This is a genomic window from Desulfitobacterium metallireducens DSM 15288 (genome assembly GCF_000231405.2).
Taxonomy (GTDB): Bacteria; Bacillota; Desulfitobacteriia; order Desulfitobacteriales; family Desulfitobacteriaceae; genus Desulfitobacterium_A; species Desulfitobacterium_A metallireducens.
In genome coordinates this window covers 340,639-364,915 of sequence record NZ_CP007032.1, presented here as the reverse complement: position 1 = coordinate 364,915, position 24,277 = coordinate 340,639, and the positions used below count along the sequence as shown (strand labels likewise).

20 protein-coding genes and 1 pseudogene are annotated in these 24,277 nt (G+C 43.7%); 8 read left to right on the top strand and 13 right to left on the bottom strand.

Going from position 1 to position 24,277, the window contains the following annotated elements:
* Positions 1-23: 23 nt before the first annotated feature.
* A complete protein-coding gene (locus DESME_RS01775; RefSeq protein ID WP_006716415.1) occupies positions 24-1,400 on the bottom strand; it encodes an aminotransferase class V-fold PLP-dependent enzyme in 1,377 nt (458 codons plus the stop codon).
* A gap of 481 nt (positions 1,401-1,881) precedes the next feature.
* Here DESME_RS01775 and murC point away from each other — a divergent pair, with 481 nt between their 5' ends.
* Together murC and DESME_RS01765 are read left to right on the top strand one after the other, a co-directional pair.
* A complete protein-coding gene (murC, locus tag DESME_RS01770; RefSeq protein WP_006716414.1) occupies positions 1,882-3,231 on the top strand; it encodes a UDP-N-acetylmuramate--L-alanine ligase in 1,350 nt (449 codons plus the stop codon).
* A gap of 335 nt (positions 3,232-3,566) precedes the next feature.
* The gene (locus DESME_RS01765) at positions 3,567-3,899 is read left to right on the top strand and encodes a nitrous oxide-stimulated promoter family protein (RefSeq protein WP_006716413.1); all 333 of its coding nucleotides are present in this window, start codon (positions 3,567-3,569) and stop codon (positions 3,897-3,899) included.
* 75 nt (positions 3,900-3,974) lie between these two features.
* Here the strand turns inward: DESME_RS01765 and DESME_RS01760 are convergent, their stop codons facing one another.
* From DESME_RS01760 to argF, 6 genes are all read right to left on the bottom strand, one after another.
* A complete protein-coding gene (locus tag DESME_RS01760) occupies positions 3,975-4,523 on the bottom strand; it encodes a 5' nucleotidase, NT5C type (RefSeq protein WP_006716412.1) in 549 nt (182 codons plus the stop codon).
* Between the two features lie 99 nt (positions 4,524-4,622).
* Entirely contained in the window at positions 4,623-5,390 is a 768-nt protein-coding gene (gene nadE / locus DESME_RS01755; protein ID WP_006716411.1) for an NAD(+) synthase, read from the bottom strand.
* A gap of 27 nt (positions 5,391-5,417) precedes the next feature.
* Positions 5,418-6,869, bottom strand: a complete 1,452-nt coding sequence (locus DESME_RS01750; RefSeq protein WP_006716410.1) for a nicotinate phosphoribosyltransferase — start codon at positions 6,867-6,869, stop codon at positions 5,418-5,420.
* A 329-nt stretch (positions 6,870-7,198) separates the two neighbouring features.
* Entirely contained in the window at positions 7,199-8,578 is a 1,380-nt protein-coding gene (gene argH / locus DESME_RS01745; RefSeq protein ID WP_006716409.1) for an argininosuccinate lyase, read from the bottom strand.
* A gap of 146 nt (positions 8,579-8,724) precedes the next feature.
* Positions 8,725-9,930 carry an argininosuccinate synthase gene (locus DESME_RS01740; protein ID WP_006716408.1) on the bottom strand — a complete coding sequence of 402 codons (1,206 nt, stop codon included), beginning with the start codon at positions 9,928-9,930 and terminating at the stop codon, positions 8,725-8,727.
* Between the two features lie 79 nt (positions 9,931-10,009).
* Entirely contained in the window at positions 10,010-10,951 is a 942-nt protein-coding gene (argF, locus tag DESME_RS01735; protein WP_006716407.1) for an ornithine carbamoyltransferase, read from the bottom strand.
* Positions 10,952-11,168: 217 nt separating this feature from the next.
* Here argF and DESME_RS01730 point away from each other — a divergent pair, with 217 nt between their 5' ends.
* From DESME_RS01730 to DESME_RS01705, 6 genes and pseudogenes are all read left to right on the top strand, one after another.
* Positions 11,169-12,293, top strand: coding sequence for a zinc ribbon domain-containing protein (locus tag DESME_RS01730; protein ID WP_006716406.1), 1,125 nt, complete (start codon positions 11,169-11,171; stop codon positions 12,291-12,293).
* A 146-nt stretch (positions 12,294-12,439) separates the two neighbouring features.
* Positions 12,440-13,284, top strand: a pseudogene (locus DESME_RS01725) (SPFH domain-containing protein).
* Positions 13,285-13,324: 40 nt separating this feature from the next.
* The gene (locus tag DESME_RS01720) at positions 13,325-13,522 is read left to right on the top strand and encodes a type II toxin-antitoxin system antitoxin (RefSeq protein ID WP_006716404.1); all 198 of its coding nucleotides are present in this window, start codon (positions 13,325-13,327) and stop codon (positions 13,520-13,522) included.
* Between the two features lie 33 nt (positions 13,523-13,555).
* Entirely contained in the window at positions 13,556-14,197 is a 642-nt protein-coding gene (locus tag DESME_RS01715; RefSeq protein ID WP_006716403.1) for a GOLPH3/VPS74 family protein, read from the top strand.
* Between the two features lie 152 nt (positions 14,198-14,349).
* Entirely contained in the window at positions 14,350-15,078 is a 729-nt protein-coding gene (locus DESME_RS01710; protein WP_006716402.1) for a YetF domain-containing protein, read from the top strand.
* Between the two features lie 12 nt (positions 15,079-15,090).
* Positions 15,091-15,456, top strand: coding sequence for a DUF4363 family protein (locus DESME_RS01705; RefSeq protein ID WP_006716401.1), 366 nt, complete (start codon positions 15,091-15,093; stop codon positions 15,454-15,456).
* A 106-nt stretch (positions 15,457-15,562) separates the two neighbouring features.
* Here the strand turns inward: DESME_RS01705 and DESME_RS15985 are convergent, their stop codons facing one another.
* The 6 genes from DESME_RS15985 to argJ all read right to left on the bottom strand — a co-directional run bounded on the left by DESME_RS15985 (position 15,563) and on the right by argJ (position 24,264).
* The gene (locus DESME_RS15985; protein ID WP_006716400.1) at positions 15,563-15,721 is read right to left on the bottom strand and encodes a hypothetical protein; all 159 of its coding nucleotides are present in this window, start codon (positions 15,719-15,721) and stop codon (positions 15,563-15,565) included.
* A gap of 312 nt (positions 15,722-16,033) precedes the next feature.
* Positions 16,034-19,246 (bottom strand): carbamoyl-phosphate synthase large subunit, encoded by a 3,213-nt coding sequence (carB, locus tag DESME_RS01700; protein ID WP_006716398.1) that lies wholly within the window; start codon positions 19,244-19,246, stop codon positions 16,034-16,036.
* On the bottom strand, positions 19,236-20,363 hold the full coding sequence (carA, locus tag DESME_RS01695) for a glutamine-hydrolyzing carbamoyl-phosphate synthase small subunit (protein ID WP_006716397.1): 1,128 nt from the start codon (positions 20,361-20,363) through the stop codon (positions 19,236-19,238). The genes carB and carA overlap by 11 nt, the downstream gene beginning before the upstream one ends.
* Before the next feature lie 94 nt (positions 20,364-20,457).
* Positions 20,458-21,663 (bottom strand): acetylornithine transaminase, encoded by a 1,206-nt coding sequence (locus DESME_RS01690; protein ID WP_006716396.1) that lies wholly within the window; start codon positions 21,661-21,663, stop codon positions 20,458-20,460.
* 30 nt (positions 21,664-21,693) lie between these two features.
* Positions 21,694-22,590: an acetylglutamate kinase gene (argB, locus tag DESME_RS01685; protein WP_006716395.1), complete on the bottom strand. Its 897-nt coding sequence runs from the start codon at positions 22,588-22,590 to the stop codon at positions 21,694-21,696.
* Positions 22,591-23,007: 417 nt separating this feature from the next.
* Positions 23,008-24,264 carry a bifunctional glutamate N-acetyltransferase/amino-acid acetyltransferase ArgJ gene (argJ, locus tag DESME_RS01680; RefSeq protein ID WP_006716394.1) on the bottom strand — a complete coding sequence of 419 codons (1,257 nt, stop codon included), beginning with the start codon at positions 24,262-24,264 and terminating at the stop codon, positions 23,008-23,010.
* Between the last annotated feature and the right edge of the window lie 13 nt (positions 24,265-24,277).

The following is a 24,277-nucleotide window of genomic DNA, read 5'->3' as shown; positions in this document are numbered from 1 at the left end:
TTGTACTTCCTTTGCAGTTGATATTAATTATTATTATAATACGAGAATGTTTTGCTCGTATACACTTGTTTTTCTGAAATGGACAAAAATTTCATTCTAGTTCGGTCTGATCCCGCGATTTCTTGAAGAACCGCCAGCATCTGATCGACTTCTTCAATGGTATTATATAATCCAAAGCTTACTCTGACTATCCCTGGGCGGGGTAGTAAAGGATTATTAATAACCTTCTCCATCTCTCTATCGGATATGCGTAAAAGCTTTTGAACATAGGGTTGAGCACAAAAGCAACCATTCCTGACCGCAATTCTACCCTTCCAGGAAAGGGCTTGCGCAACCTGTTCATGATGCATTCCCACTATGTTAAAAGGAATAACCCCTATTCTCGGGGACGCTGTCAATGATGTATATAACTTAATGCCCGGCATCTTCTCTAACTTTTTCTGAGTATAATGAAGCAAACGTTCTTCCTGCTTAAAAACCGTTTTCATTCCTATTTTATTCAAGGTTTCAATAGCTGCGACAAGTGCTACAATTCCTAAAATATTGGGGGTCCCCGCCTCCTCTTTATGTGGCGGATCATCCCAGATCACACGATCCTTCGTTACAAATTGAACCGTTCCACCCCCGCTATGTTCAGGATTCCCCTGTTCAAAAACCTGCATGGGCCCAATTAACGCGCCAATCCCAAAGGGAGCGTACATTTTATGCGCGGAAAAAGCGAGAAAATCGATATGTTCTGGAGAAGAATTAGGGCGCATATCAATCGCGGCATGAGGAGCCAGCTGGGCTGCATCCACAAGTATCTTAGCCTGGTAACGATGAGCTATTTCGGCAATATGATGAATAGGGTTCATGATTCCAGTAACATTGGAAGCACCCGAAACGGTCACAAGTTTAACCGTTCCTTGATAATGTTGGAGTTTTCGTTCAAGGTCCTCCAGATTTAGACCGCCCTGCTCATTAAGTTCCACATAATCCACCTGAAACTTATTCCTCCAGGGAAGAAGATTTGAATGATGCTCCATCCAGGTTGTTAAAACAACTTCCTTTTTTCGCGGGTTCCAAAGACGGTAAGCGAGTTTGTTAATCGCTTCAGTGGTATTCTTAACGAAGATTACGGTATTCTGATCCGATAAACCTCCTACAAAACTGAGAACCACTTTGCGTGCATTTTCGTAAACTTGTGATGAAAGAATCGATTTATATCCTGTTCCTCGGTGAATTGACGAATAAAAGGGTGCAAACTGGTTAATTTCATGCATCACCTTATTAAATGGAGGTGTTGTTGCCGCATTATCAAAATTAATGGCAGGCGCAGATTCACCTTTAGCCTGCGGAACAAAAGCCTCAAGTCCTACAAATAGCTCACGGTAATTCGGACGAAACGGAAATACATGCATAGAGAGCTCTCCCCCCCAATCTTATATCTCTGCATTATATTTGCGAAGCTTGGGGAGGGTTCCAAAGGAATTCCACTCCTGAATATCGAATTTCTAAAATGGTCTTAACTTTTTATCGGAACAACCTCAAATTAATGCGGAAAAAAGGCAAAACCCCTAAAAAACCCGCCTAATCAGGTCATATTTTCCTTTGCAACATAAAATTACTTCTTGATGTTCGACACAATAAATGGTATTTTGTCATAGTCAGGAGGATAAGTCGCACCAAAACCCTGACATTGCGTGATGAATTCCTGGACGCAGGGATTCGTTAAGTCTACTTCGTTACCCTAAACAAGAGACGAAGTTGAGCGTATGCTTAACTTCGTCTCTTGTTATTTTTTAAATTTTTTGAAGAAAATTTTAATGTAAAAGTGATACCTTTTACCTTGATATTGGGTATAATGAAGAGTAGATTTCGAATTTGAAGGGAAGATGGATCTTGCCATTACATATTCATTTTGTAGGAGTTAAAGGAACAGGCATGAGCGCTTTGGCACAAGTGAGCGCTCAAGTTGATAAAGCAGAAATAACGGGTTCAGATGTATCCGAACGTTTTTTTACGGATACAGTCTTAGAACGTGCTCATATCCCCGTCTTAAACTTCGACGCACATAACGTCGATAACGCGGATCTCATCGTAGCTTCTGCTGCCTATGGTGAAGATCATCCGGAAATTGCACAGGCCCGCAAATTAAATATCCCCGTTTTAACTTACCCTCAATACTTAGGTCGGCTAATGTCTAAGAAGCGAGGAATTGCAATCTCAGGTACACATGGAAAGACGACAACAACAGCGATGGCTGGTCTAACTCTTCTGAAGGCTGGAATTGATCCCAGTATCGTTGTTGGAAGCGATGTACCGAGTATCGGCGGAAATGCCCATTCTGGCAAAGGTGAGTTTTTCCTAGCGGAGTCTTGTGAATACCGGCGTCACTTTCTCAATTATTCTCCTGAATATTTAATTATCACGAATATCGAATTTGACCATCCAGATTATTTTAAGGATGTACAAGATGTTATTTCGGCCTTTGTTGAGTTGGCTCAAAAAGTACCTGCAAGCGGTAGAATCTTCGTTTGGGCTGAGGATCCCAATCGTAAATATATTAAAAGCCAAGCTCCTATTACATCCTTCGGATTATCCGAGGAAGCAGACATCCAAGCGCGTGAAATTCAATTTCATGATGAGGGAAGCTCTATGAAGATTTATGCCTTCGGAGAATATCTTGGAGAGATGCACCTTCATGTTGCCGGAAAGCATAATATCTTAAATGCCTTAGCGACAATCGCTTTATGCTTAGAACTCGGTATTTCCGCAACTCAAATTCTCGAGAGCTTATGTCAATTTAGCGGGACCAAACGCCGTTTTGAACATATCGGCATGAACAAAGGTGCCCTGATTGTCGACGACTATGCCCATCATCCAACCGAGATTCGTTCTACTTTAGAAGGAGCTCGGCTTTCCTTCCCAGACCGCCGGATTCGGGCCATCTTCCAGCCTCATACCTTTAGCCGCACTGAGAAATTACTGGATGATTTCTCGCATGCATTTAATGCTGCTGATGAAGTGGTCATTGCCGAAATATTTGCCTCAGCCCGCGAAAAAAATCTGAATACGATTTCCTCCTCCGTCCTTGCCGATCGGATACGAAGTCAAGGAATCAATGTTCGTTTTATCAATTCTTTGGACGAAATCAAAGATTATCTTCAGCAAACGCTAACCCCTCAAGATTTAGTGCTCACCCTTGGAGCCGGAGATATCTATAAAGTAGGTCAAGGACTCGTAAGCTAATACAAGCACAGACCTCCTCATCTTTCCATATTTTACTATTAGATTAAGTCATTTCAAAAAGATCTAATTGATAATGGAAATAGAGGAGGTCTGTCCTATGTGGGGTATGGGTATGGGCACAGGATGGGGTCAACCCGGATGGCAGCATAGATGGAGACGTCATGTTCGATGGGAAAGACGTCATTGGCGTCGTTGGCATCGTTGGTAGAATCATCTTTTGATAGAGGAGCTCATTAGCGAGCTCCTCTTACTTACTTGCTCAAATTAACCCATTATCTGAAAAGTTATACTATTGATAATAGCATGAAGAACAGGCTAAAACGGAGGAAACGTTTATGAACAAAATGTCCAGAATTGAACGTGAGAAGCAGACGGTAGGACTTCTTATTAAGCTTTACTGTCATGATAAACATCACCCTCATGAAGAGCTCTGCCGGGATTGTCAGATCCTTTTTGATTACGCTCAGCAACGTCTGGACCATTGCAAGTTTGGAGAGGATAAGACGGTTTGTGGAGATTGCACAGTCCATTGCTATAAAATAGAGATGCGGGAGAAGATCATCAGCATCATGCGTTATTCCGGTCCCCGCATTCTTTTTCACCACCCTATCGTTGCAATTCAGCATCTTATTGATAAAAAAGCCCATCCCCCGAAGAAGAATAATTAAGTACTTACAATATAAGATAGAGAAAAGGCACATCCTTTAGAAATAAGATCTTCTAAAGGATGTGCCTTTTTGTCTTTATATCCTATTAAGGACGTTAACAATCTCCATCCAATCTCTGCACCGCTTGATCCCCTTTGTCATCTCTCCTTGGTTATAACTCGCGTTCAACAGTAAAACCGGGATTCCTGATTCAGAAATTGCTTCAGCATTTTTCATATAGTCTTCGATGAAGAGTTCAAGTTGCCATTGTCGGGCCAAATCGACTTTACTTTTGAAATCAGAGAACACAACATTATCATACGGAATTTTGTATTTATCCATCCAGCGCAATGTTACCTCTTCCTCGTCTGCAGAGCGAGCAGTAACATAGATAATCTCATGTCCTTGTGCAATAAGGGATTCAATCCCTTGCTTTGCCCCTTTCATCGGTTGAGGCAACATAAAGAGGTGTTCCATATTCTGCTTAAAGAAGTCATTCATCTCATCCCAAGAAACATCATACACTAGGTGTATATCATAATCCTCGAGGATGGAAATATTCTTGTTAAAATATTGATTAAGCTCCCTAAGCCACACCGTATAACTATCCGAAGTCACCCCGTCAATGTCAACACCAATCCGCAAAGTCTAGCCTCTCCTTACCTTATACCTTAAGTTTACGTTGTCTATAACATCTTATCTGTTTTATATCTATGTGCTTATAACTATGTTATACCTATCTGTTTATAACCGTTCAAGCTTCGGCAGATCTAACGCAGGAGGAAGATGCCGCTTATGCTCGCTTTGACGATGAAGCTTTTCAATCTTTTCTATCTCTTCCACAGGAATTTCTTCCCCCAGAAGATAACGATCAATGTGATCATAGGTGATTCCCATTTCACTCTCATCGGTTTGCCCTGGCCATAAACCCGCAGTCGGTACACGGTTTACGATTTTATCTGGGAGTCCGAGTTGAGCTGCCCAGGCACGAACTTCTGTCTTGGTCAACGAAGAAATAGGTAAGATGTCGACACCGCCATCCCCATACTTCGTGAAATAGCCCGTATAACTCTCAGGAGCATTATCAGTGCCAACCACGAGATAATTTAGCGCATTCGCAACAGTGTAGAGCGTTGACATACGAAGGCGAGCCTTCAGGTTCCCTTGACTCAGCCGTCCTTCAAAGTTCAAGCCCTGCTCTTGCAACCCTTGCTGAACCTTTTCAAGAATTTCTTGATGGACTTCTCCCAAATCAACTTCCACTACTTTTAAGCCATACGTTTCAGCTATAAGCAAAGCATCTTCGCGATCCGCTGGAGATGATTGGGAAGGCATAATTACGCCCACTGAGTTTTCAGGAAAAGCTCTCTTACAAAGCCCGGCAACAACTGCAGAATCAACCCCACCGGATAATCCGACGACAACTCCCTGCACCCTTGCATTACCGACTTGCTCACGTATCCAAGTAACCGCTGTTTGAATCCGACTCTCCAGTTCCCTGTTTGACCACATACCTTGTACCTCCTCAGCGTTATTATTTTACTTGCAACTCTCTTCCACTTCATTCACTTGATCACTAATCTGTTGCAAAAGTTCTTGCTTTAAGTTATAGAGTTTAGGAGATAAATCCACAATATAGCGGTGCGGGTTGGTTAAGCGTTTGACTTCATCCCAGATCGTAGCCATTTCGCTTTGCGTATACGCCTGAATTTCTTGTATGGAGGGGAGATTATAGACGCATTTTCCACTACGGAAAATTGGCTTTAAGATTTCCTTGGTCGTAAAATTGGTCAACGTTTTCTTTTTCCAGGTCTGAAGAGGATCAAATATGGTTAAAGGCTCTTTAAAATATTCATCTTCCAGGGCAATTAAGTCAGCCATTGCCTTACCCCCACGGTCATAGAACCGTACAATCTTCTTAATCCCAGGATTCGTAATCTTTGTTGTATTTTCAGATACTTTCAAGCGCGGTTCAAAGACCCCATTTTGCCCTTCAGCACACAATTTATAGACCCCACCGAGCGCTGGCGTATCCTTAGAGGTAATTAAGTGTGTCCCCACTCCCCAAGAATCAATCGGGGCACCCTGAGCTCGAATTGCCCAAATCGTATGTTCATCAAGATCGTTTGAACCCACAATTTTCGCATCGTAAAGCCCTGCTTCATCAAGCATTAACCGAGCTTCACGGGAAAGATAAGTCAGGTCGCCACTATCAATCCGGATTCCTAAAAAGTGATGCCCCGCTGCCTCCAGCTCAAGGCCTACCTTTATCGCATTCGGAACTCCAGATTTCAAGACATTATAGGTATCGACTAGTAAAAGACATTGATCTGGAAATGACTTTGCATAAGCCCTAAAGGATTCTAACTCACTCGGAAAACACTGGACCCAGCTGTGGGCCTGCGTCCCTGAGACAGGTACTCCGAATTTCTGACCAGCTAACACATTCGACGTCGATTGGCATCCTCCAATAATGGCAGCTCTAGCCCCCAGAACACCCGCATCGGGTCCCTGTGCTCTACGAAGACCAAACTCTGCAACCGATCCTCCCCCTGCAGCAGTAACTACTCGGAAGGCTTTCGTCGCTATTAAGGTTTCAAAATTGACTAAATTTAGCAGTGTTGTTTCAACCAGCTGAGCCTCAAAAATTCGTGCTTTAACACGCACTAATGGCTCATAGGGAAACACAGGAGTCCCTTCAGGAACCGCATCAATATCTCCAGAAAAGTGGAAATTCTTAAGAGCCACAAGAAATTCTGTGTTAAACAAGTTTAGTCCACTTAAATAGTCAATATCCTCATCTGTAAAATGCAAAGTTTCGATATACTCGATAACCTGTTCAAGACCTGCTGCAATCGCGTATCCCCCTCCATTGGGGATATTACGGAAGTAAAGATCGAAGACCGCATCTTTTTCCTCATATCCATGCTGTAAATACCCTTGCATCATTGTCAATTGATAAAGATCTGTCAAAAACTCAAGATTTTTCATGTCATCCTCCCATTGTCGAAATCTGTAGCAATCTGTATATCTCATTTCTAAGTTATGCACAGGCTTTTAGGAGTTATCCCCTCTTTATCCACGGAATTATTAGAGTTATTCGAAGGTTTTCCACAAAGTTATCCACACTATACACAGGCTGAATATCATTTTTGTGGATAACCTTGCTTGTACCTATGAATTTAGCAGGGATTTTTCACTCCTGATATACCTATTACCCGTACCCCCTGTAGATATCTTATGCATATTCTTTATTTTCTCATATTTCGACAACATTCTTTTCAATCCACCCTGTGTCTCTGTCTGTAAACAAGTTACTCTTAAATTAACTTCTCAAGCTCTTGAGTTGATAGCTCAATGGCCCTCGATACTGTTTCTGGCGCAGGTCCACCCGTGAGCTTTCGTTCGCGAACACAATACTCAATCCCAATTCTTTCAAAAAGGTCTTCGGAAAATACGTCTGAAAACTCTTTAAACTCTTCAAGTTTTAGGTCTTCAAGTCCGCAACCTTTTTTTGTACAATAAAGAACGATTCTTCCGACAATCTCATGAGCTTCACGGAAGGGGACGTTCTTTTTGGCTAAATAGTCCGCCAAATCCGTCGCATTTGTGAAGCCGCCTTTAGCCCCCCGAGCCATTACCTCCCGATTGACTTTCATCGTGCGCAACATCGGTTCGACGACTAACAACGACTTCTGAATCGTATCAATCGCATCAAACACCTGCTCTTTATCTTCCTGCATGTCCTTATTATAAGCAAGCGGCAGCCCTTTCATCACCGTTAGCAGAGCGATGAGATCTCCATACACTCGCCCTGTTTTTCCCCTAACCAGTTCCGCTACATCCGGATTCTTTTTCTGAGGCATGATACTTGATCCCGTTGAATACCCATCATCCATCGTTATAAACTGGAATTCTCCACTTGACCAGAGTACCAATTCCTCACACAGACGGCTTAGATGCATCATCGCAATCGAGGTTGCACCTAAAAATTCTAAGGCAAAATCCCGATCACTCACTCCATCAAGACTATTCAAGGTCACACCATCAAAACCCAGCTCTTTCGCCACAGATTCGCGATCCAAATGAAAGGTCGTACCCGCCATCGCACCCGAACCCAAAGGCGAGAAATTAAGGCGTTTCCGAGTATCATTGAACCTCCCCATATCCCGTAAAAACATTTGGGTGTAAGCCAGCACATGATGCGAGAAAGTAATTGGCTGAGCCTTTTGCAGATGGGTATATCCAGGCATCCAGGTTTCCTTATGTTCTTGAGCAATATCCAGGAGAGTACGAATCAACGTTGCCATGAGATCCTTCGTCTTATCAATTTCTGCTCTTAAGAACAAGCGAAGATCGAGGGCAACTTGGTCATTACGGCTTCTTCCAGTATGTACTTTTTTTCCAACAACACCGATGCGCTCCGTTAGGAGTTTCTCAATGTTCATATGGATATCTTCAGCACCCACCTCAAATTCAACTTTTCCCGATTGAATATCTTCAAGAATTCCGTGTAATCCTTGAATGATTTGATCTGCTTCGGCTGGAGATATCACCCCGACTTGTCCCAGCATCCGGGCATGCGCGATACTTCCTTGAACATCCTGCTTATAGAGTCGCTGGTCAAATGAAATTGAAGAATGAAAATCCTCAACTAGTGCATCAGTTGTTTTTTCAAAGCGCCCACCCCATAATTTCATGGAAATTTCATCCTTTCTCATATTGGAAAAACTTTGTTCCTATTTTACTCTTTTCTTGAAGACTCTGCAAAAAAAAATTGAAGAATAAGATTAAAGCGCCCATTTGGGCGCTTATCTATTGAGAATCTCGATTTGTTTAAACTATCCTATTTCAGTCCGGATTTCTTCTCCATTAAGGCTCTCACTTTCAACGGAAGCCCAAATAAGTTAATAAAGCCTTCTGCATCCTTTTGATTGTATACCCCATCCCGACCAAACGTTGCAAACTCTTCACTATATAGAGAATACGGAGATTTCGTTCCTGCTAAGCTACAATTCCCTTTATAAAGCTTTAAGCGAACGGTTCCTGTCACATTTTTCTGGGTCACATCGACGAAAGCATCTAAAGCTTCACGTAAGGGGGAATACCAAACTCCATCATAAACCAGCTCAGCGTATTTCAAAGCGATTTGTTCTTTATAATGAAGGGTTAAACGATCCAAAGTTAAATGTTCTAAAGCTTGATGGGCTGTATAGAGAATCGTTCCACCTGGTGTTTCGTATACGCCGCGTGATTTCATTCCGACCAAGCGATTTTCGACCATATCGACAATTCCAATACCATGTTTGCCGCCTAATTCATTTAAGGTTTCCAGGAACTTAACGGGGTCGAGTTTTTCTCCATTTAAACTAACAGGGATTCCTTGCTCGAACTCCAATTCAAGATATTCAGGCTTGTCAGGAGCATCTTCTGGAGAAACTCCAAGAAGATAGAGATCTCTCTTCGGCTCATTCCACGGATCCTCTAAATCTCCACCTTCATGACTCAGGTGCCAGAGGTTACGATCCATACTATACGGGCGATCCTTGGTGACCGGGACCGGAATTCCCCGTTCTTTAGCATAATCCATTGCGTCATCACGGGACTTAATATCCCACAACCGCCAAGGTGCAATGATTTCTAAATCTGGATTAAGAGCCTTAACACTGAGTTCGAAACGAACTTGGTCATTTCCTTTTCCAGTCGCACCATGTGCTATAGCAACTGCGCCTTCTTTTTCAGCAATTTCAACAAGGCGACGCGCAATGAGTGGACGAGCAAACGAGGTACCTAACAAATATTTTCCTTCGTACACTGCACCTGCTTTTAACGTGGGATAAATGAAATCCGTAACAAATTCCTTTTTCAGATCTTCAATATAGAGTTTACTTGCCCCTGTTTTGATGGCTTTCTCATTGAGAGGTTCAAGTTCCTCCCCTTGTCCTAGATCGGCAGCCATCGCAATAACTTCATAACCATAGTTTTCTTTAAGCCAAGGTATAATAATCGAGGTGTCAAGTCCTCCGGAATATGCAAGAACAACCTTTTTCATTGAGCTCTCTTCCTTCCTTAAACATAATTTTATAGTTTAATATAAAGTCTTATTTTGATTTTACAATCTTGAATTTATTTTACAAGAGCAGGGCTAGAATTGCTTTATGAGCATGGAGACGATTTTCTGCTTCATCAAAGACTACTGATTGCGGACCCTCAAGCACATCTTCCGTAATCTCCTCGCCCCGATGAGCGGGTAAACAATGCAATACAATAGCCTTTGAATTAGCTGCTTTTAAGGTCTGTTCATTTACTTGGTAGCCTGCAAAGGCTTTCGCCCGTATCTTTGCTTCTTCTTCCTGTCCCATGCTGGCCCAAACATCGGTATAAAGAACATCGGCGCCCTTAGCTGCCAACATCGGATCCTCAACGATCTCTATCAATCCTCCACCTTTTTTAGCCGCAGTTTGGGCGTCGGCAATGATTCCAGGATCAGGCTGATAACTGCTTGGGCTTGCAATAACAATATGCATACCCAGCTTAGCAATATTCATTAGAGAATGAGCCATGTTATTCCCATCCCCAATAAAGCCGAGTTTCAATCCTGCTATCTGATGTTTATGCTCTTGGATCGTGAGCAAATCGGCTAAAACTTGCGTAGGATGAAACGTATCGGTTAACCCATTAATAACAGGGACATCAGAGTACTCAGCCAGATCAATAACATCCTGATGACTATATGTCCGAATCATTATCCCATCAACCATTCGGGACAGCACCCGAGCTGTATCTTTAATCGGTTCACCACGACCAATTTGAATATCCCGATCACTTAAAAACAAAGCATGCCCGCCCAGTTGCTCCATTCCAACTTCAAAGGAAACACGCGTACGAGTCGAAGATTTTGTAAAAATCATCGCTAAATTCTTGCCCTGAAGAATGGGATGGGAAACTCCTGCTTTAGTTTCCTCTTTTAAACCCTTCGCCACATGTAACATATATAAGATTTCATCTGGAGTAAAATCTTTAAGGGAAATATAATCCCGTCCTTGAAATTCCTTTTTATTAGGTAGAATCATCATGGTTAGCCTCCTTCGATATGAATTATTATACTTTTTAATGCATAATAATTCAATAGGTTTCCGAAATTTTCTTTGTATATCGCCCCAAAGAGAAGCATAAGCTTACCTTAGAAATTGAAACTTTAAAGGAAAAATTTGTAGTCACGAAGAATATAGATAAGATTAGTCATATTCACTCAAAAATAGTCGAATTGAAAGAAATGGAGGGGTTCAATTGCGCTGGTCTGAGCGAATTAAGCTTGCCTTTGAAACCTTTAAACGTGTTGCTCTCCCAATATACGGTTGGTATTTCATCTTCGCCTTCGCAGGATTGGGAATATTGATTACCGGATTATTGCCCTTTTTACTCCCCATGCTGAACAGGGGAACTCGTTCCTTTTCTGGACCCTTTCCTAACCCCAATCCACCAATGCCCCCAGGGGTTAGTTCCGGTGGGTTATCCCCTTTTGGCGATATGCTTGCTCCTTACTTATCATCCCCTTATTTAGCACAAGCTCCTTATTTTCTTCTTTTCTTCCTTTTCATTCTCCTACTCTCTTGGCTTGGAAGTTCTGCTTTCATGACGGGGATGTTTAATCTAACTCAGAAAGCATTTCATGAAGCCGTTCGTTTTCGAGATTTTCGCTTTTCTGGAATCCCGCGTGTTCTTGGTTGGTATGGAATCCTGACCCTAGTCAGTTTTCTCGTGATTCTCGCTGGAATTTTCGGTGCTTTTGCGCTTCGGGGAATGTCCTATGCTCTTCCCCTCTTTGGAGGCCTCTATGTTCTTCTGATGGTTTCACTTGCTCTCTTTTTAATGCCTTGGTTTTCAACCTCTGCTTTTTATATGCTTAACCATCGTGACTTAAACTTCACGCATTCGCTCAAAGGGAGCTGGAATTTCTATCAAAGAAATATGGGATCCCTCTGGATTTACTTTATCACAATGATTGGAATTCAAATCCTTATATCTTTCATCAATCAAGCATCTACATCGCTCGGATTCATAGTGGCCCTGCTTGCCGGACCTTTCACAGCAATTCTCCCGATTGTTTGGGTTTTGTCTCTAGAAGAAGAGGAGAACCAGCAACGTCTTACTTTGGCATCTCCCTCGGATTCAGAATCAACACTCACTCTCCCGCAAGAATCTACTTCAGATGCATCTGCATCTTCTCCTTCAGCTCCAGTTTCTCCCTCGGCCTCCGAAGCACCCATGACCCCAGCTTCTCCAGCAAACCAAGAATCAGAGATTCCCCCTGCTGCTCAAGTTCTCTCTGATTCTGTGAACTATTGCCCTACCTGTGGACAGAAAACCCGCCCCGGGGCAAATTATTGTGCCCAGTGTGGTACTCAACTGTAAACTCTTATTCATAATCTCCGCCTCCTGAATTAATTATTCGGGAGGCGTTCTTTTAGACAAACTGTTTACATATATTATTAACAGTGATATCATAATAATATCGAAATAGTTTCAGTTTTTCTCAATACTAAAAGGAGGCTTATAAAATGAAAGAAAAAAATGCGTGGACTCTTAACGGTTATTTTGTTCTAATCTTGATCCTTGCTTTGCTGGGGACAGGAACAGCCTTACTCATCAATCTTCATTTATTTGGAATCATCCTTCTGATCGTCGGGATCATTTTGCTAACAGGGATTCAAGTTGTCCAACCCAACCGTGCCTTTGCTGTGACGTTTTTTGGTAGTTATATTGGAACACTTCGCGAACCTGGGTTCTGGTTCACCCTTCCTTTTTCGATTCGCAAGGCTGTATCCCTTAGAGTTCGTAATTTTAATAGTAAAACTTTAAAAGTCAATGATACTGAAGGCAACCCGATTGAAATTGCCGCTGTTATTGTTTTCCGAGTCGTCGATACGGCTAAAGCTATTTTTGATGTTGATAAATATGAGCAGTTCGTAGAAATTCAAAGTGAAACCGTACTTCGGCATGTCGCCAGTCGCTATCCCTATGACACCTTTGAACACACCGGATCCGGCTATTCCTTGCGTGGAAATGGCGAGGAAATCGCTCATGAACTCACACAAGAGCTTCAAAAACGCCTTACACTCGCTGGCGTAGAAGTCAGCGAAGCACGTTTAACTCACCTCGCTTATTCTACTGAAATAGCCGGTGCAATGCTTCAACGACAACAGGCAAATGCTATTCTCGCAGCTCGCCAAATCATCGTCGAAGGTGCAATGGGATGGTACAATTGGCTATCGAACGTCTCGAAAAGGAGAATGTCGTCCAATTGGATGAAGAGCGCAAAGCTGCGATGATCAACAACTTGCTCGTCGCGATCGTCTCGGATCGTTCGGCCCAGCCTGTGATCAATACTGGCTCTCTTTATTAGACTTACTAGACTTACTAGATTAGACAGGTGTTGATACAATATGGTCAAGAAACAATTTGCACTTCGCCTCGATCCTAAACTGTATAATGCTCTCGAAAAATGGTCAGCTGACGAATTCCGAAGTGTTAATGCTCATATTGAGTTTCTACTCCGCGAAGCTGTGCATCGTGCAAGTCGTCTCAAGATTGAGGACTCCGCAGAAGAAGAGCATAATCCGATTTTGAAAAATGATGAATAAGCCGTTAGGGCTTAACTTGGGGAGTGATTATTCATGTTAGATCTTTCCGAAGAGTTATTACTCCTTGCTGTTCATGAAGAAAAAGGAAGCATTCCCTTTGATGCCTCCAACAAAATTGATTTTTGCCTTGCTGGGGCTCTCCTCATCGAACTCGAACTGATGAACCGTGTAAAAGCAGATAAAAAGACCCTGCAGGTCATCAATCGAACCTCTACAGGAAATTCTCGACTCGACACGCTTCTCAATCTTATTGATCATTCGAAGAAGGTTCGATCCCCGAGTTATTGGATTACAAAATCTAAAGGAACCTTTAAACATCTTCGCCACGAATATCTCGAACAACTCGTCAACCAAGGCATTTTGCGTGAAGAAGAGCGGCAGATCTTTTGGATTTTCCCCTCCACTGCCTATCCCTTGCGCGATACCTTGCTTAAAAGAGAAATTCGCGACCGCGTCCGCCTCGTCATTCTGCGTGAAGAAACCCCTAGTCCACGAACCGCTCGACTCATTGCTCTCGTGCATGCCTGCGGCCTCACAAATACTATTTTTGATAAAGAGGAACGAAAAGATGCACGAAAAAAGGTTAAGGCGTTAGCTAAAGAAGATCTGTTAGTCCAGGCGATTATCAAAACGATTCAGGGTTCCAATTCTGGAGCATATGCTGGAAGCTTTTAGTATCAAATATATACGTCTTATTTCAAGGCCCTTCTCCCAAAAATAGGAAGAAGGGCCTTGATGTACTTTCAATATTCAGCTGAAGGAGTATTAAACGTACTTATTGGTAAATAATATCCTGAAGCATCAAACAATTTGGAAGGTGTTGTGAAATGAATGAGGGGCTAGTCGTCATTGTTCGCGCATTTGTTGGCTTCTTTTCTTTACTCATTTTTGCAAGGATCATTGGGAAAGAACAAATCAGTCAACTTAACTTTTTTGATTATGTACTAGGTATTACGATTGGGTCAATCGCAGCTTCCTTAACAACCGATTTATCCAGCAGGGCGTGGCCCCATTGGGTCGGACTTTTAACCTGGGTTGTATTAGGACTTTTAATGGAATTAATATCCTCGAAATGGAGATATGCTGCTAAATATTTAGAAGGAGAACCCGCAATTGTTATCATGAATGGCAAGATCATGGAGAATGTTTTGAGGAAAATGAAGTATAGAGCATCCGAAGTTTTAGAGCTTCTCAGAAACAAAGGTGTATTTGACTTAAACCAAGTTGATTTTGCTATCATTGAACCTAATGGGCAGATTTCCGTCTTATTAAAACCTGAATACTTACCTCTAACTCCTAAGGATTTAAATGTTAAAACTTCCCCATCAGGTATTAGTAGTGAATTAGTCTATGACGGAATTATTATCGAAGAAAATCTTAAGCCGCTCAACAAAGACAAGCAATGGCTCCTTGATGAGCTTAAGAAACAGGGAATCAACGATATATCTGAAGTCTTTTTAGTCACGCTCAACCCGGCAGGAAGTTTGTATGTTGACCGATATGAGGATCATCTGAAGAAGATTACCGACATCGGAGATTATAAAGGACCGTACTAAGGAGATGATTAAATGAGAACATTCCTGGTTAGAGCGATCCCAATCGTTACGCTCATTGTCTTTATTCTACTCATGCTTAGCGGTGATGTCTTAAAAAAATCGTTTGGTAGCGATGACAATATTACTCTCTCAATTGATACGGTAATTCAGGATGTCAATAAGGAGAATTGGGGAGCAGCCCAAAAAGATACAGAAGACCTAAGTAAAGCCTGGGATAAAATCGTCAAAAGAGTTCAATACAGTTCTGAACGCAATGAAATTAATGATTTCTCAATCAGTTTAGCCAGGCTGAGGGGTGCCATTCAGGCACAAGATAAATCAGGTGGCCTCCAGGAACTCAATGAGGCTTATGAGCATTGGAATGATCTTGGAAAATAATAAAAGGCCGTCGCAAAACTTATGGTCGTGTAGTTTGCAATAGTCGATAATTATTTTGAACACCGAAAAATGGGCTGTTTTGCGACAGCCCATTTTATTTAAACCCCTAAACGATTACGCCTAAAGCAAGAAGGATTAAAATTGCAATAGCAATGATTCCTACGCCAGCGCCAACGCCTACAGGTGGATAACAACATCCCACAGGTCCAACGTGTGGTGGAGCACCAACAGGTGAAATGTGTGGATAATGGCAATATCCGTACATATTATATCCTCCTTCCCAAGTTATATTTTTTGATTAAAAAACAATCCCCATTGCGATAAGCAGAAGAATGATAACAACTACTATTGCAATACCTTGTAATAGATTAGTGCCATGACCTATACCATCTGCCATCGGGGTACCCTCCTTTGTTCTAGAGATAGTACATTTTATGTTTAGTCCATTGGGTTTGTCACATATATGGGAATTTGAGGAAGTTTTATTAAATCACTTTTATCACGAAATAAATAAAGAGCTCCAACAGTTTACAGACTGAAGGAGCTCTCTTTCGTGAGACTGTCTCTCATTTCATCTTCAATTTTTTCCGATCGCCCGATATTCCTGCAATGTTAAAGTCTGAGATGGTGTATTCCCCCGAATCTCTTTAAGGGCGTGCACTACAGCCCGAGCTGTGTCCATCGACGTGAGACAGGGAACACGATGCTCAGCGGCTATACGACGAAGCAGATACCCCATCCGTTCTTCACTTTTTCCCTTTCCTTTGATCGGAGTACTTAAGATAAATGCAAATTCACGTTGACGAATAGCTTCTTGAAGTTCAGTACTTCCTGCTCCTACTTCTTCCACTTCAACTCCGCATAAAGCTAACGCTTTGGCAGAATCACCGGTCGCCTTGACCCCGAAGCCTAAGCGAGCGAGTTCTCGGGATAACGTAATAGCCTCTGGACGATCCTTTTCATCAACACTCACTAAAATATTTCCTTGCTCAGGAAGGGGTACGTGAGAAGCAGCAAACGCTTTGGCCAAAGCATGACCGAAGCTGAGATCCATCCCTAAGACCTCACCTGTCGATTTCATTTCTGGACTAAGGGATGTTTCGACTTTGGTCAGTTTTTCAAAAGAAAAGACTGGAGCTTTAACAACAACATAGGGAATTTCTGGGGCAAGCCCATGACTATAGCCCAGATCAGTGAGTTTTTTACCAAGAGAAACTTGAACTGCTAGACTCACCATCGGTATTCCGGTCACTTTTGAGATGATCGGTACTGTTCGGCTGGCCCGTGGATTAACCTCAATAATATAAACCTTCCCACTCACCACCACGAATTGAATATTGACAAGTCCTCTTACCCCTAATCCTTCAGCAATTCGGCAGGTGTAATCCTGAATCTGCTGAATCTCGGAAGGTGTTAAGCGTTGTGGAGGATATACAGCAAAACTATCTCCGGAGTGAACTCCAGCTCGTTCAATGTGTTCCATAATTCCTGGAATCACTGTAATTTCACCATCACAGACCGCATCGACCTCGACTTCTTTCCCTTCAAGATACTTATCGACAAGAATCGGATGCGCTGACGAAAGGTTGATAGCACGGGTCAAATATTCTTCCAATTCTTTAAGATTATCCACGACCTGCATAGCCCGTCCCCCGATAACATAGGAAGGACGAACAAGAACCGGGAATCCCAGTTCCTCTGCGATCTCTTTCGCTTGATCGACAGAAGTGGCTGCCCGTCCTTCAGATTGAGGAATCCCCAGTTCCATGAGAAGCTGGGCAAAACGTTCACGGTCCTCAGCCGCATCAATAGCATCTACAGGTGTTCCTAAAATCTTGACTCCAGCTTGGCTAAGCGGTCCAGCAAGGTTAATCGCCGTCTGTCCCCCAAACTGGACTAAAACGCCATCCGCCTCTTCTTTCTCCACAACATGAAGAACATCTTCCAAAGTCAAAGGCTCAAAGTAAAGTTTGTCACCGGTATCAAAATCGGTAGAAACGGTCTCGGGATTATTGTTGATCATGATCGATTCAACTTTCGCCTCTTGCAAGGCCCAAAGGGCTTGCACTGAGCAATAGTCAAATTCAATGCCCTGTCCAATCCGAATCGGGCCAGAACCCAGAACAACAACTTTTGGTCCAGAATGAACCGTAACTTCATCTTCCTCTTCATAACTTGAATAGTAGTATGGAGTGGAAGATGCAAACTCTGCGGCACAGGTATCCACCGTTTTATAGACAGGACGAATTCCCAGTTTGTAACGTTCTTGGCGGATCGCGTCTTCTTTTGTCCGAGTTAAACGTCCAATTTCCCGGTCAGAAAACCCTTGGATTTTAGCTAGGCGTAGAAGTTCAGGGGTTAAAGGTTCCTGGCTCAAACGCTGTTCTAACGAGACCAAATCCTTGATTTTATGAAGAAAAAAGGGATCAATCTTAGTTAGCATTTGCACTTCAAGAATCGTCCAGTCCCGACGAAAGGCTTCGGCCACAGCGAAAAAGCGCTCATGATCGGCCTCCGATAACTTATCCTCAATTTCTATTTCTGTCCAACGAGCCGCATCCGGAATTCGGAGTCCAACTGCACCAATCTCCAAAGAGCGGATGGCTTTAAGCCAAGCGCCTTCAAGCGTTCTTTCCAGGGCCATAACTTCACCTGTGGCTTTCATTTGGGTTCCTAAGCGGTTATCAGCTGCCGGGAATTTATCAAATGGCCACCGTGGAAATTTAACGACGACATAATCCAGGGCAGGCTCAAAGCAGGCGCTCGTATGCCCAGTCACTGGATTTTGCAATTCCGGTAACGTGTAACCCACGGCGAGCAAAGCTGCCATTTTAGCAATGGGATATCCCGTTGCTTTAGAGGCAAGGGCACTTGAACGACTCACTCGAGGATTTACTTCGATGACAACATACTCTCGGCTCTCAGGATTGAGAGCATATTGAACATTACAGCCCCCGTTTACACCTAAAGTGCGAATTATTTTTAAAGAAGAAGCTCTGAGCATCTGATACTCGACATCAGTGAGTGTCTGAGAAGGTGCAACAACAATGCTATCCCCAGTATGAATGCCAACAGGGTCAACGTTTTCCATATTACAGACTGTGATACAATTGTCCGCTCCATCGCGCATCACTTCATATTCAATCTCTTTCCATCCTGCCACACTCCGTTCGAGAAGACATTGATGGATGGGACTCGCTTGTAATCCAAGCTGTAAGGTTTCATGAAGTTGGCGTTCATTCTTGGCAATTCCTCCACCCGTACCCCCAAGCGTATAGGCGGGGCGTATAATCACTGGATAACCAATGCGTGCCGTAAATGCTAACCCTTCCTCAAGTGTTGTCACAATTGCACTTTCAGCAACGGGCTGCCCGATTTCTAACATCGTTTCTTTAAAAGCTTCTCTATCCTCAGCTTTATAAATGGTTTCCGCATTGCACCCAATCAGCGCAACACCATAACGTTCCAGAATCCCCTGCTTTTCCAGTTCCATCGCTAGATTCAATCCCGTCTGCCCGCCCAAGGTTGGAAGAAGGGCATCGGGTTTTTCCTTAGCGAGGATCACTTCCAAGCGTTCCGGAAGGAGTGGCTCCAAATAAATCTTATCTGCCATCTGCACATCTGTCATAATCGTGGCTGGATTGCTGTTCACCAGCACGACTTCTAGACCGACCTCGCGTAGAGCTTTACATGCCTGAGTTCCGGCATAATCGAATTCTGCCGCTTGCCCGATCACGATCGGCCCGGAGCCAATGACACATATTTTTTTCCAAGCCGGATTAAGAGGCATGTTGAGACCTTCTTTCTGCCATTAATTCTGCAAATTGATCAAATAAATAAAGAGAATCATTCGGACCTGGTCCCGCTTCTGGATGATATTGAACGGAAAAGACGGGCAGACTCGTATGCTTCATCCCCTCAACTGTCTGGTCATTCAAATTCCGATGGGTGACCTCAAGCTCGGTTCCTGACAAACTCACTTCAGCCACTGCATAACCATGATTTTGGGATGTAATCGTCACTTTCTCAGTCTGCAAATCTTGCACCGGCTGGTTTCCCCCGCGATGCCCATATTTCAGCTTATAGGTATCCCCACCTAAAGCCAATGTTAAAAGCTGATGCCCCAGGCAAATTCCAAAAACGGGGAGCTGACCTACCAGCTTACCTATAGTCTCGATCCCTACAGTTACGACCTTCGGATCTCCTGGGCCATTTGACAGAAAGACTCCATCGGGTTGATAGGAGAGAATGTCCTCCGCCGAGGTAGAATAGGGAACAACAGTCAATGCAAACCCCTTATCCTGCATCGCTCTAAGAATATTAGCCTTAATTCCGAAATCCAAAACCACGACATTAAACGGTTTCGAAGGAATGGATTGCTTGGATAAAGTAGCCTTTTCCAGTGAAGAACTAAGCGTATAGACTTCTTTTGTACTGACCTGTGCTACAACATCTGAAGGCACTTCCCAATCTTGAAGACGTGCTGGCAATTCTTCCAGATGATCCAGCTCTGTCGTAATCACGCCTCGCAGAACCCCATGCTCCCGAATAAGGCGAGTCAGGGCTCGTGTGTCAATTCCTTTGATCCCTATAATTCCTTCTTGTTCTAGAGCCTGAGCAAGATTTCCCTCTGCCTGCCAATGGTTCGGGTTACACGCCGCCTCTTTAACAATAAATCCTTGAACCTGAATTTTCTTCGATTGATAATCGCTATCGTTGATTCCATAGTTTCCAATAAGCGGGTAAGTCATACAGACCATTTGACCCGCATAAGAGGGATCGGTGAGCACTTCCTGATATCCAGTCATGCCCGTATTAAAAACAACCTCTCCCCAGGCTTCCCCTTTTGCTCCAAAAGACTCCCCGAGAAAGATTCGTCCGGTTTCAAGAACCAAAGCTGCCTGCATCTCTATTCCTCCCTGGGGTTAGCCACCCAAAACTTTAAACTTATCTTAAACTCTTAATTAAAGCCACTGTTTTCTTACCTATATCAATTTTCGATCAAGCATTCCACATCGATGCAAATACTTCATCAAGCATCGTCACTGCATCATCAATTTCTTCAATGCTCACATTAAGCGGTGGCACAAAACGCAGTGCTTTTCCACCTGCAAAATTGATGAGCAGACCTTTTTCACGACAAGCGTTGACGATTTCCGGACCTAGCTTCGAAAGGGGCCAGCCCAGAAGGAATCCTTTACCTCGTACCGCTTCTCCAGTTTGATATTTATCGGCTAATTTCTGTAATTCTCCCTTTAAATACTCAGCACGTTCCTGAACTTCTTTAAAGAACTCCTCTTCTAACATCACGTTCAGAACGGCACAGCCCGCTGCTGTGGCCAAAGGATTTCCCCCGAAGGTCGAAGCATGATCCCCAGGTTTAAACGCTTCTGCGACCGAATCCTTCGCCAACATCGCTCCAATGGGTACTCCTCCACCTAAGGCTTTGGCTATAGTCATAATATCGGGTAACACTCCACTCCATTCATGAGCAAAGAGCTTACCTGTACGTCCGACCCCTGTTTGCACTTCATCAAAAATCAGCAAAGCGCCTTTTTCATCACACAGCTTGCGTACGGCTTGTAAAAATCCTGATTCAGCCGGGATAATCCCCCCTTCACCTTGGATCGGTTCAAGGATTACGGCTGCTGTTTTATCACTCATTTTCTCCGTAATATCATCAATATTATTGAGCTCCGCATACAAAAATCCTTCAGGCAAAGGCTCATATCCTGCTTGATACTTCGTTTGACCTGTTGCCGTCAAAGTCGCCAGCGTCCGGCCATGAAACGAATTTTTAAGTGAAATGATCTCATATTTCTCAGGACCAAAATGGAGTTTTGCATATTTACGGGCAAGCTTAAGTGCAGCTTCATTCGCTTCAGCACCACTATTGCAAAAAAATACCTTATCCGCAAAGGAATGATCCACGAGTAGTTTCGCCAACGCAATCTGATTCGGAATCCAATATATATTAGAGGTATGCAGAATCTCTTCCGCCTGCTTTTGAATCGCCTGCACAACCGCAGGGTGATTATGTCCTAATGAATTAACAGCTATCCCGCTCACAAAATCCAGATATTTATTTCCTTCGATATCCCAGACCCAGGAGCCTTCGCCCTTCACTAAAGCCATCGGCAAACGACCATACGTGTTCATCACCACAGCTTGACCTTCCTGGATTAACTGTTCTGTTTTCGTACTCATGAAATCTTCCTCCTTCTTACTTACTTTCCCTTATCCTATGATCATTGTCCCAATCCCACCATCGGTAAACAGCTCGAGTAAGATCGCATGCGGCAATCGTCCATCAAGAATATGAACGCTTCCTACTCCACCCTTAAGCGCTGCTAAGGCACACTCGATCTTTGGAATCATTCCCCCAGTGAGAACCCCCGTCTCAAGCAACCCTGGCACCTCCTCCTGGCGGACTACAGAAATCAAGGATTCGGGGTTATTTACGTCTTTCAAGACGCCTCGAACATCTGTGAGTAAGAGAAATTTATCCGCTTCTAGCGATTCAGCAATTTTTCCAGCTGCAGTATCGGCATTGATATTATAACTTTCACCATCCACTCCCCCTGCAAGAGGAGAAATGACCGGTATATACCCTTGATCGAGCAAAGACTTAATAATTCCAGGAGATACATGTTCAATTTCCCCAACGAAACCCAAGTCAACCTCTTCGTATTCTCCCTGGGTATTTTGCACTTTAAGCGGTTTTTTGACGGCTTGCAAAAGTTGAGCATCTTTGCCCGATAATCCAACCGCCCGACCCCCAAAATGATTGAGCAACGACACGATTTCTGTATTCAGCTTACCCACTAAAACCATAGCTGCGATTTCCATGGTTTCCTCATCCGTCACGCGTAAGCCGCGAATAAAATGGGATTCTTTACCCACTTTTTTAAGCATCGTATTAATTTCCGGTCCCCCACCATGGACTACAACCGGTCGAATTCCTACTGAATGGAGCAGTAATACATCCAGCATCACCGATTCCTTTAGGTCTTGATCCAACATGGCATGCCCGCCATATTTAATCACCACAGTTTTGCCCGCAAATTTCTGGATATAAGGCAAAGCCTCAATCAATACTCTTGCTTTATCTATGCCATAATCCAATGGCGTCATCCTTATCAACTCCTAATTCAAGGTTCGAGATTCGATCCTTATAAACTCTAAAGACCCTCAAGCGTAGCTTATCCCCTTCGAGGATAAGTCGACTAAGGCTTGAGTTTCGTACCTCAACTCTAAGCCAGTCTCCTATATCCCCCAGAAGCGAACGATTTCGCGTAGGGGAGGTAAGGTACACGAGGCTTCCGTGGGTTAGCGTAGCCAGGGGACTTGGCCATGGAAGGCCTGACGTCGCGGGTGCAACCTAAAGGGCGAACAGTTCACTGGACTGTTCGGGACTTACAGGAGCGACGAACCTTTACCATTACCCTGGGGTTTGGCGAAGCTCCTACGGAAGCAAGGGTGCCAGCCCCGGAGCGCTGAGTGAGCGGATGGGGGAGAAGCTACACGACCCGCTTAGATCTAACCACAAATTTAGGTTCTGTAATCCCCGTTAATCGTCACATACTCATGCGTTAAATCACAGCCCCAGGCCGTTGCCTGAGCCTCTCCATCCTTGAGCACCAGCGAAATTTTAATTTCTTTTTGTGTGAGAATCCCTTTAGCAACTTCCTCTGAAAACTGAACTCCTTGGCCATCCTGAGCGACTAAACAATCTCCTAAATAAATCGATGCCTGAGAAGGATTAAATTCAGCATCCGCATAACCTGCAGCCGCGAGGATCCGACCCCAGTTAGCGTCTTCTCCAAACATCGCAGTTTTAACCAAGCTCGATCCGCAGATCGACTTCGCCAACTTACGAGCATCCTCCACAGATGTTGCTCCATTCACTTGAACCTCAAGGAACTTAGTGGCGCCTTCCCCATCCCGCGCGATCTCTTGCGCTAAAGTAATACATAAGGAATTCACCATCTCCTGAAAAGCAACCCATTCCTCGCCAACTGGAGTAATTCCAGATTCTCCATTCGCTAGAAATAAGACCATATCATTGGTACTCGTATCTCCATCCACCGTGACCATATTAAAACTCTGATCCACGGCCTGCCGCAGCAGATCTTGTAATTGAGTTGCTGGAAGTTTCGCATCAGTTGTAATAAATCCAAGCATTGTCCCCATATTGGGGTGAATCATACCTGAACCCTTTGCTATTCCTCCGAGACGAATTACACCCTCACGACACGGAAGTTCACAGGCAAACTCTTTAACGGCAGTATCCGTCGTCATAATGGCTAGAGCGGCTTGATGCGCATTTTCAACCTTCTTAAGTGGCGTCCAAGCGGGCTCCATTTCACTCGCTTTTAAGATTTCTGCTGCGTCTTCAATTCCTTGTACAACGCGTTCTATTGGCATTTCAACACCAATGACCCCCGTCGAAGCAACAAGGACATCTTCCCTCTTTATCCCGAGTGCTGCAGCAACTGTTCTCGCCATTTCTTCAGCTGCCCGATCTCCTACTTCGCCGACACATGCATTCGCGTTTCCGCTATTAGCCACAATGGCTTGCGCAACTCCGTTTTCTAAATATTTTTGAGTCAACACTAACGGATGAGCCTTTACTTTATTCCGCGTAAAAACCCCCGCACCTTGAGCCGGTACTTCTGAATAGATTAGGGCTACATCATATTTATCTTTATATTTAACTTCTGCCTTAACACCTGTCGCTTGAAACCCTTGGGGTGCACTTACTCCCCCCTCAATCCATGTCCATGGTTGATTTAATGCTTCACACATCTGCTTCACCCCT

Bases quoted from the DNA above. Each gene is read 5' to 3' on its own strand.
- nadE (WP_006716411.1), bottom strand. From the start codon at position 5,390: ATGTGGTCAAACAGGGAACTGGAGAGTCGGATTCAAACAGCGGTTACT.
- DESME_RS01715 (WP_006716403.1), top strand. From the start codon at position 13,556: ATGTTAGATCTTTCCGAAGAGTTATTACTCCTTGCTGTTCATGAAGAA.
- argB (WP_006716395.1), bottom strand. From the start codon at position 22,590: ATGACGCCATTGGATTATGGCATAGATAAAGCAAGAGTATTGATTGAG.
- argF (WP_006716407.1), bottom strand. From the start codon at position 10,951: ATGATTCTACCTAATAAAAAGGAATTTCAAGGACGGGATTATATTTCC.
- DESME_RS15985 (WP_006716400.1), bottom strand. From the start codon at position 15,721: ATGTACGGATATTGCCATTATCCACACATTTCACCTGTTGGTGCTCCA.
- argH (WP_006716409.1), bottom strand. From the start codon at position 8,578: ATGAAATTATGGGGTGGGCGCTTTGAAAAAACAACTGATGCACTAGTT.
- DESME_RS01720 (WP_006716404.1), top strand. From the start codon at position 13,325: ATGGTCAAGAAACAATTTGCACTTCGCCTCGATCCTAAACTGTATAAT.
- DESME_RS01690 (WP_006716396.1), bottom strand. From the start codon at position 21,663: ATGAGTACGAAAACAGAACAGTTAATCCAGGAAGGTCAAGCTGTGGTG.
- DESME_RS01705 (WP_006716401.1), top strand. From the start codon at position 15,091: ATGAGAACATTCCTGGTTAGAGCGATCCCAATCGTTACGCTCATTGTC.
- DESME_RS01740 (WP_006716408.1), bottom strand. From the start codon at position 9,930: ATGAAAAAGGTTGTTCTTGCATATTCCGGAGGACTTGACACCTCGATT.
- carB (WP_006716398.1), bottom strand. From the start codon at position 19,246: ATGCCTCTTAATCCGGCTTGGAAAAAAATATGTGTCATTGGCTCCGGG.
- DESME_RS01750 (WP_006716410.1), bottom strand. From the start codon at position 6,869: ATGAAAAATCTTGAGTTTTTGACAGATCTTTATCAATTGACAATGATG.
- DESME_RS01765 (WP_006716413.1), top strand. From the start codon at position 3,567: ATGAACAAAATGTCCAGAATTGAACGTGAGAAGCAGACGGTAGGACTT.
- DESME_RS01775 (WP_006716415.1), bottom strand. From the start codon at position 1,400: ATGCATGTATTTCCGTTTCGTCCGAATTACCGTGAGCTATTTGTAGGA.
- argJ (WP_006716394.1), bottom strand. From the start codon at position 24,264: ATGTGTGAAGCATTAAATCAACCATGGACATGGATTGAGGGGGGAGTA.
- carA (WP_006716397.1), bottom strand. From the start codon at position 20,363: ATGCAGGCAGCTTTGGTTCTTGAAACCGGACGAATCTTTCTCGGGGAG.
- DESME_RS01710 (WP_006716402.1), top strand. From the start codon at position 14,350: ATGAATGAGGGGCTAGTCGTCATTGTTCGCGCATTTGTTGGCTTCTTT.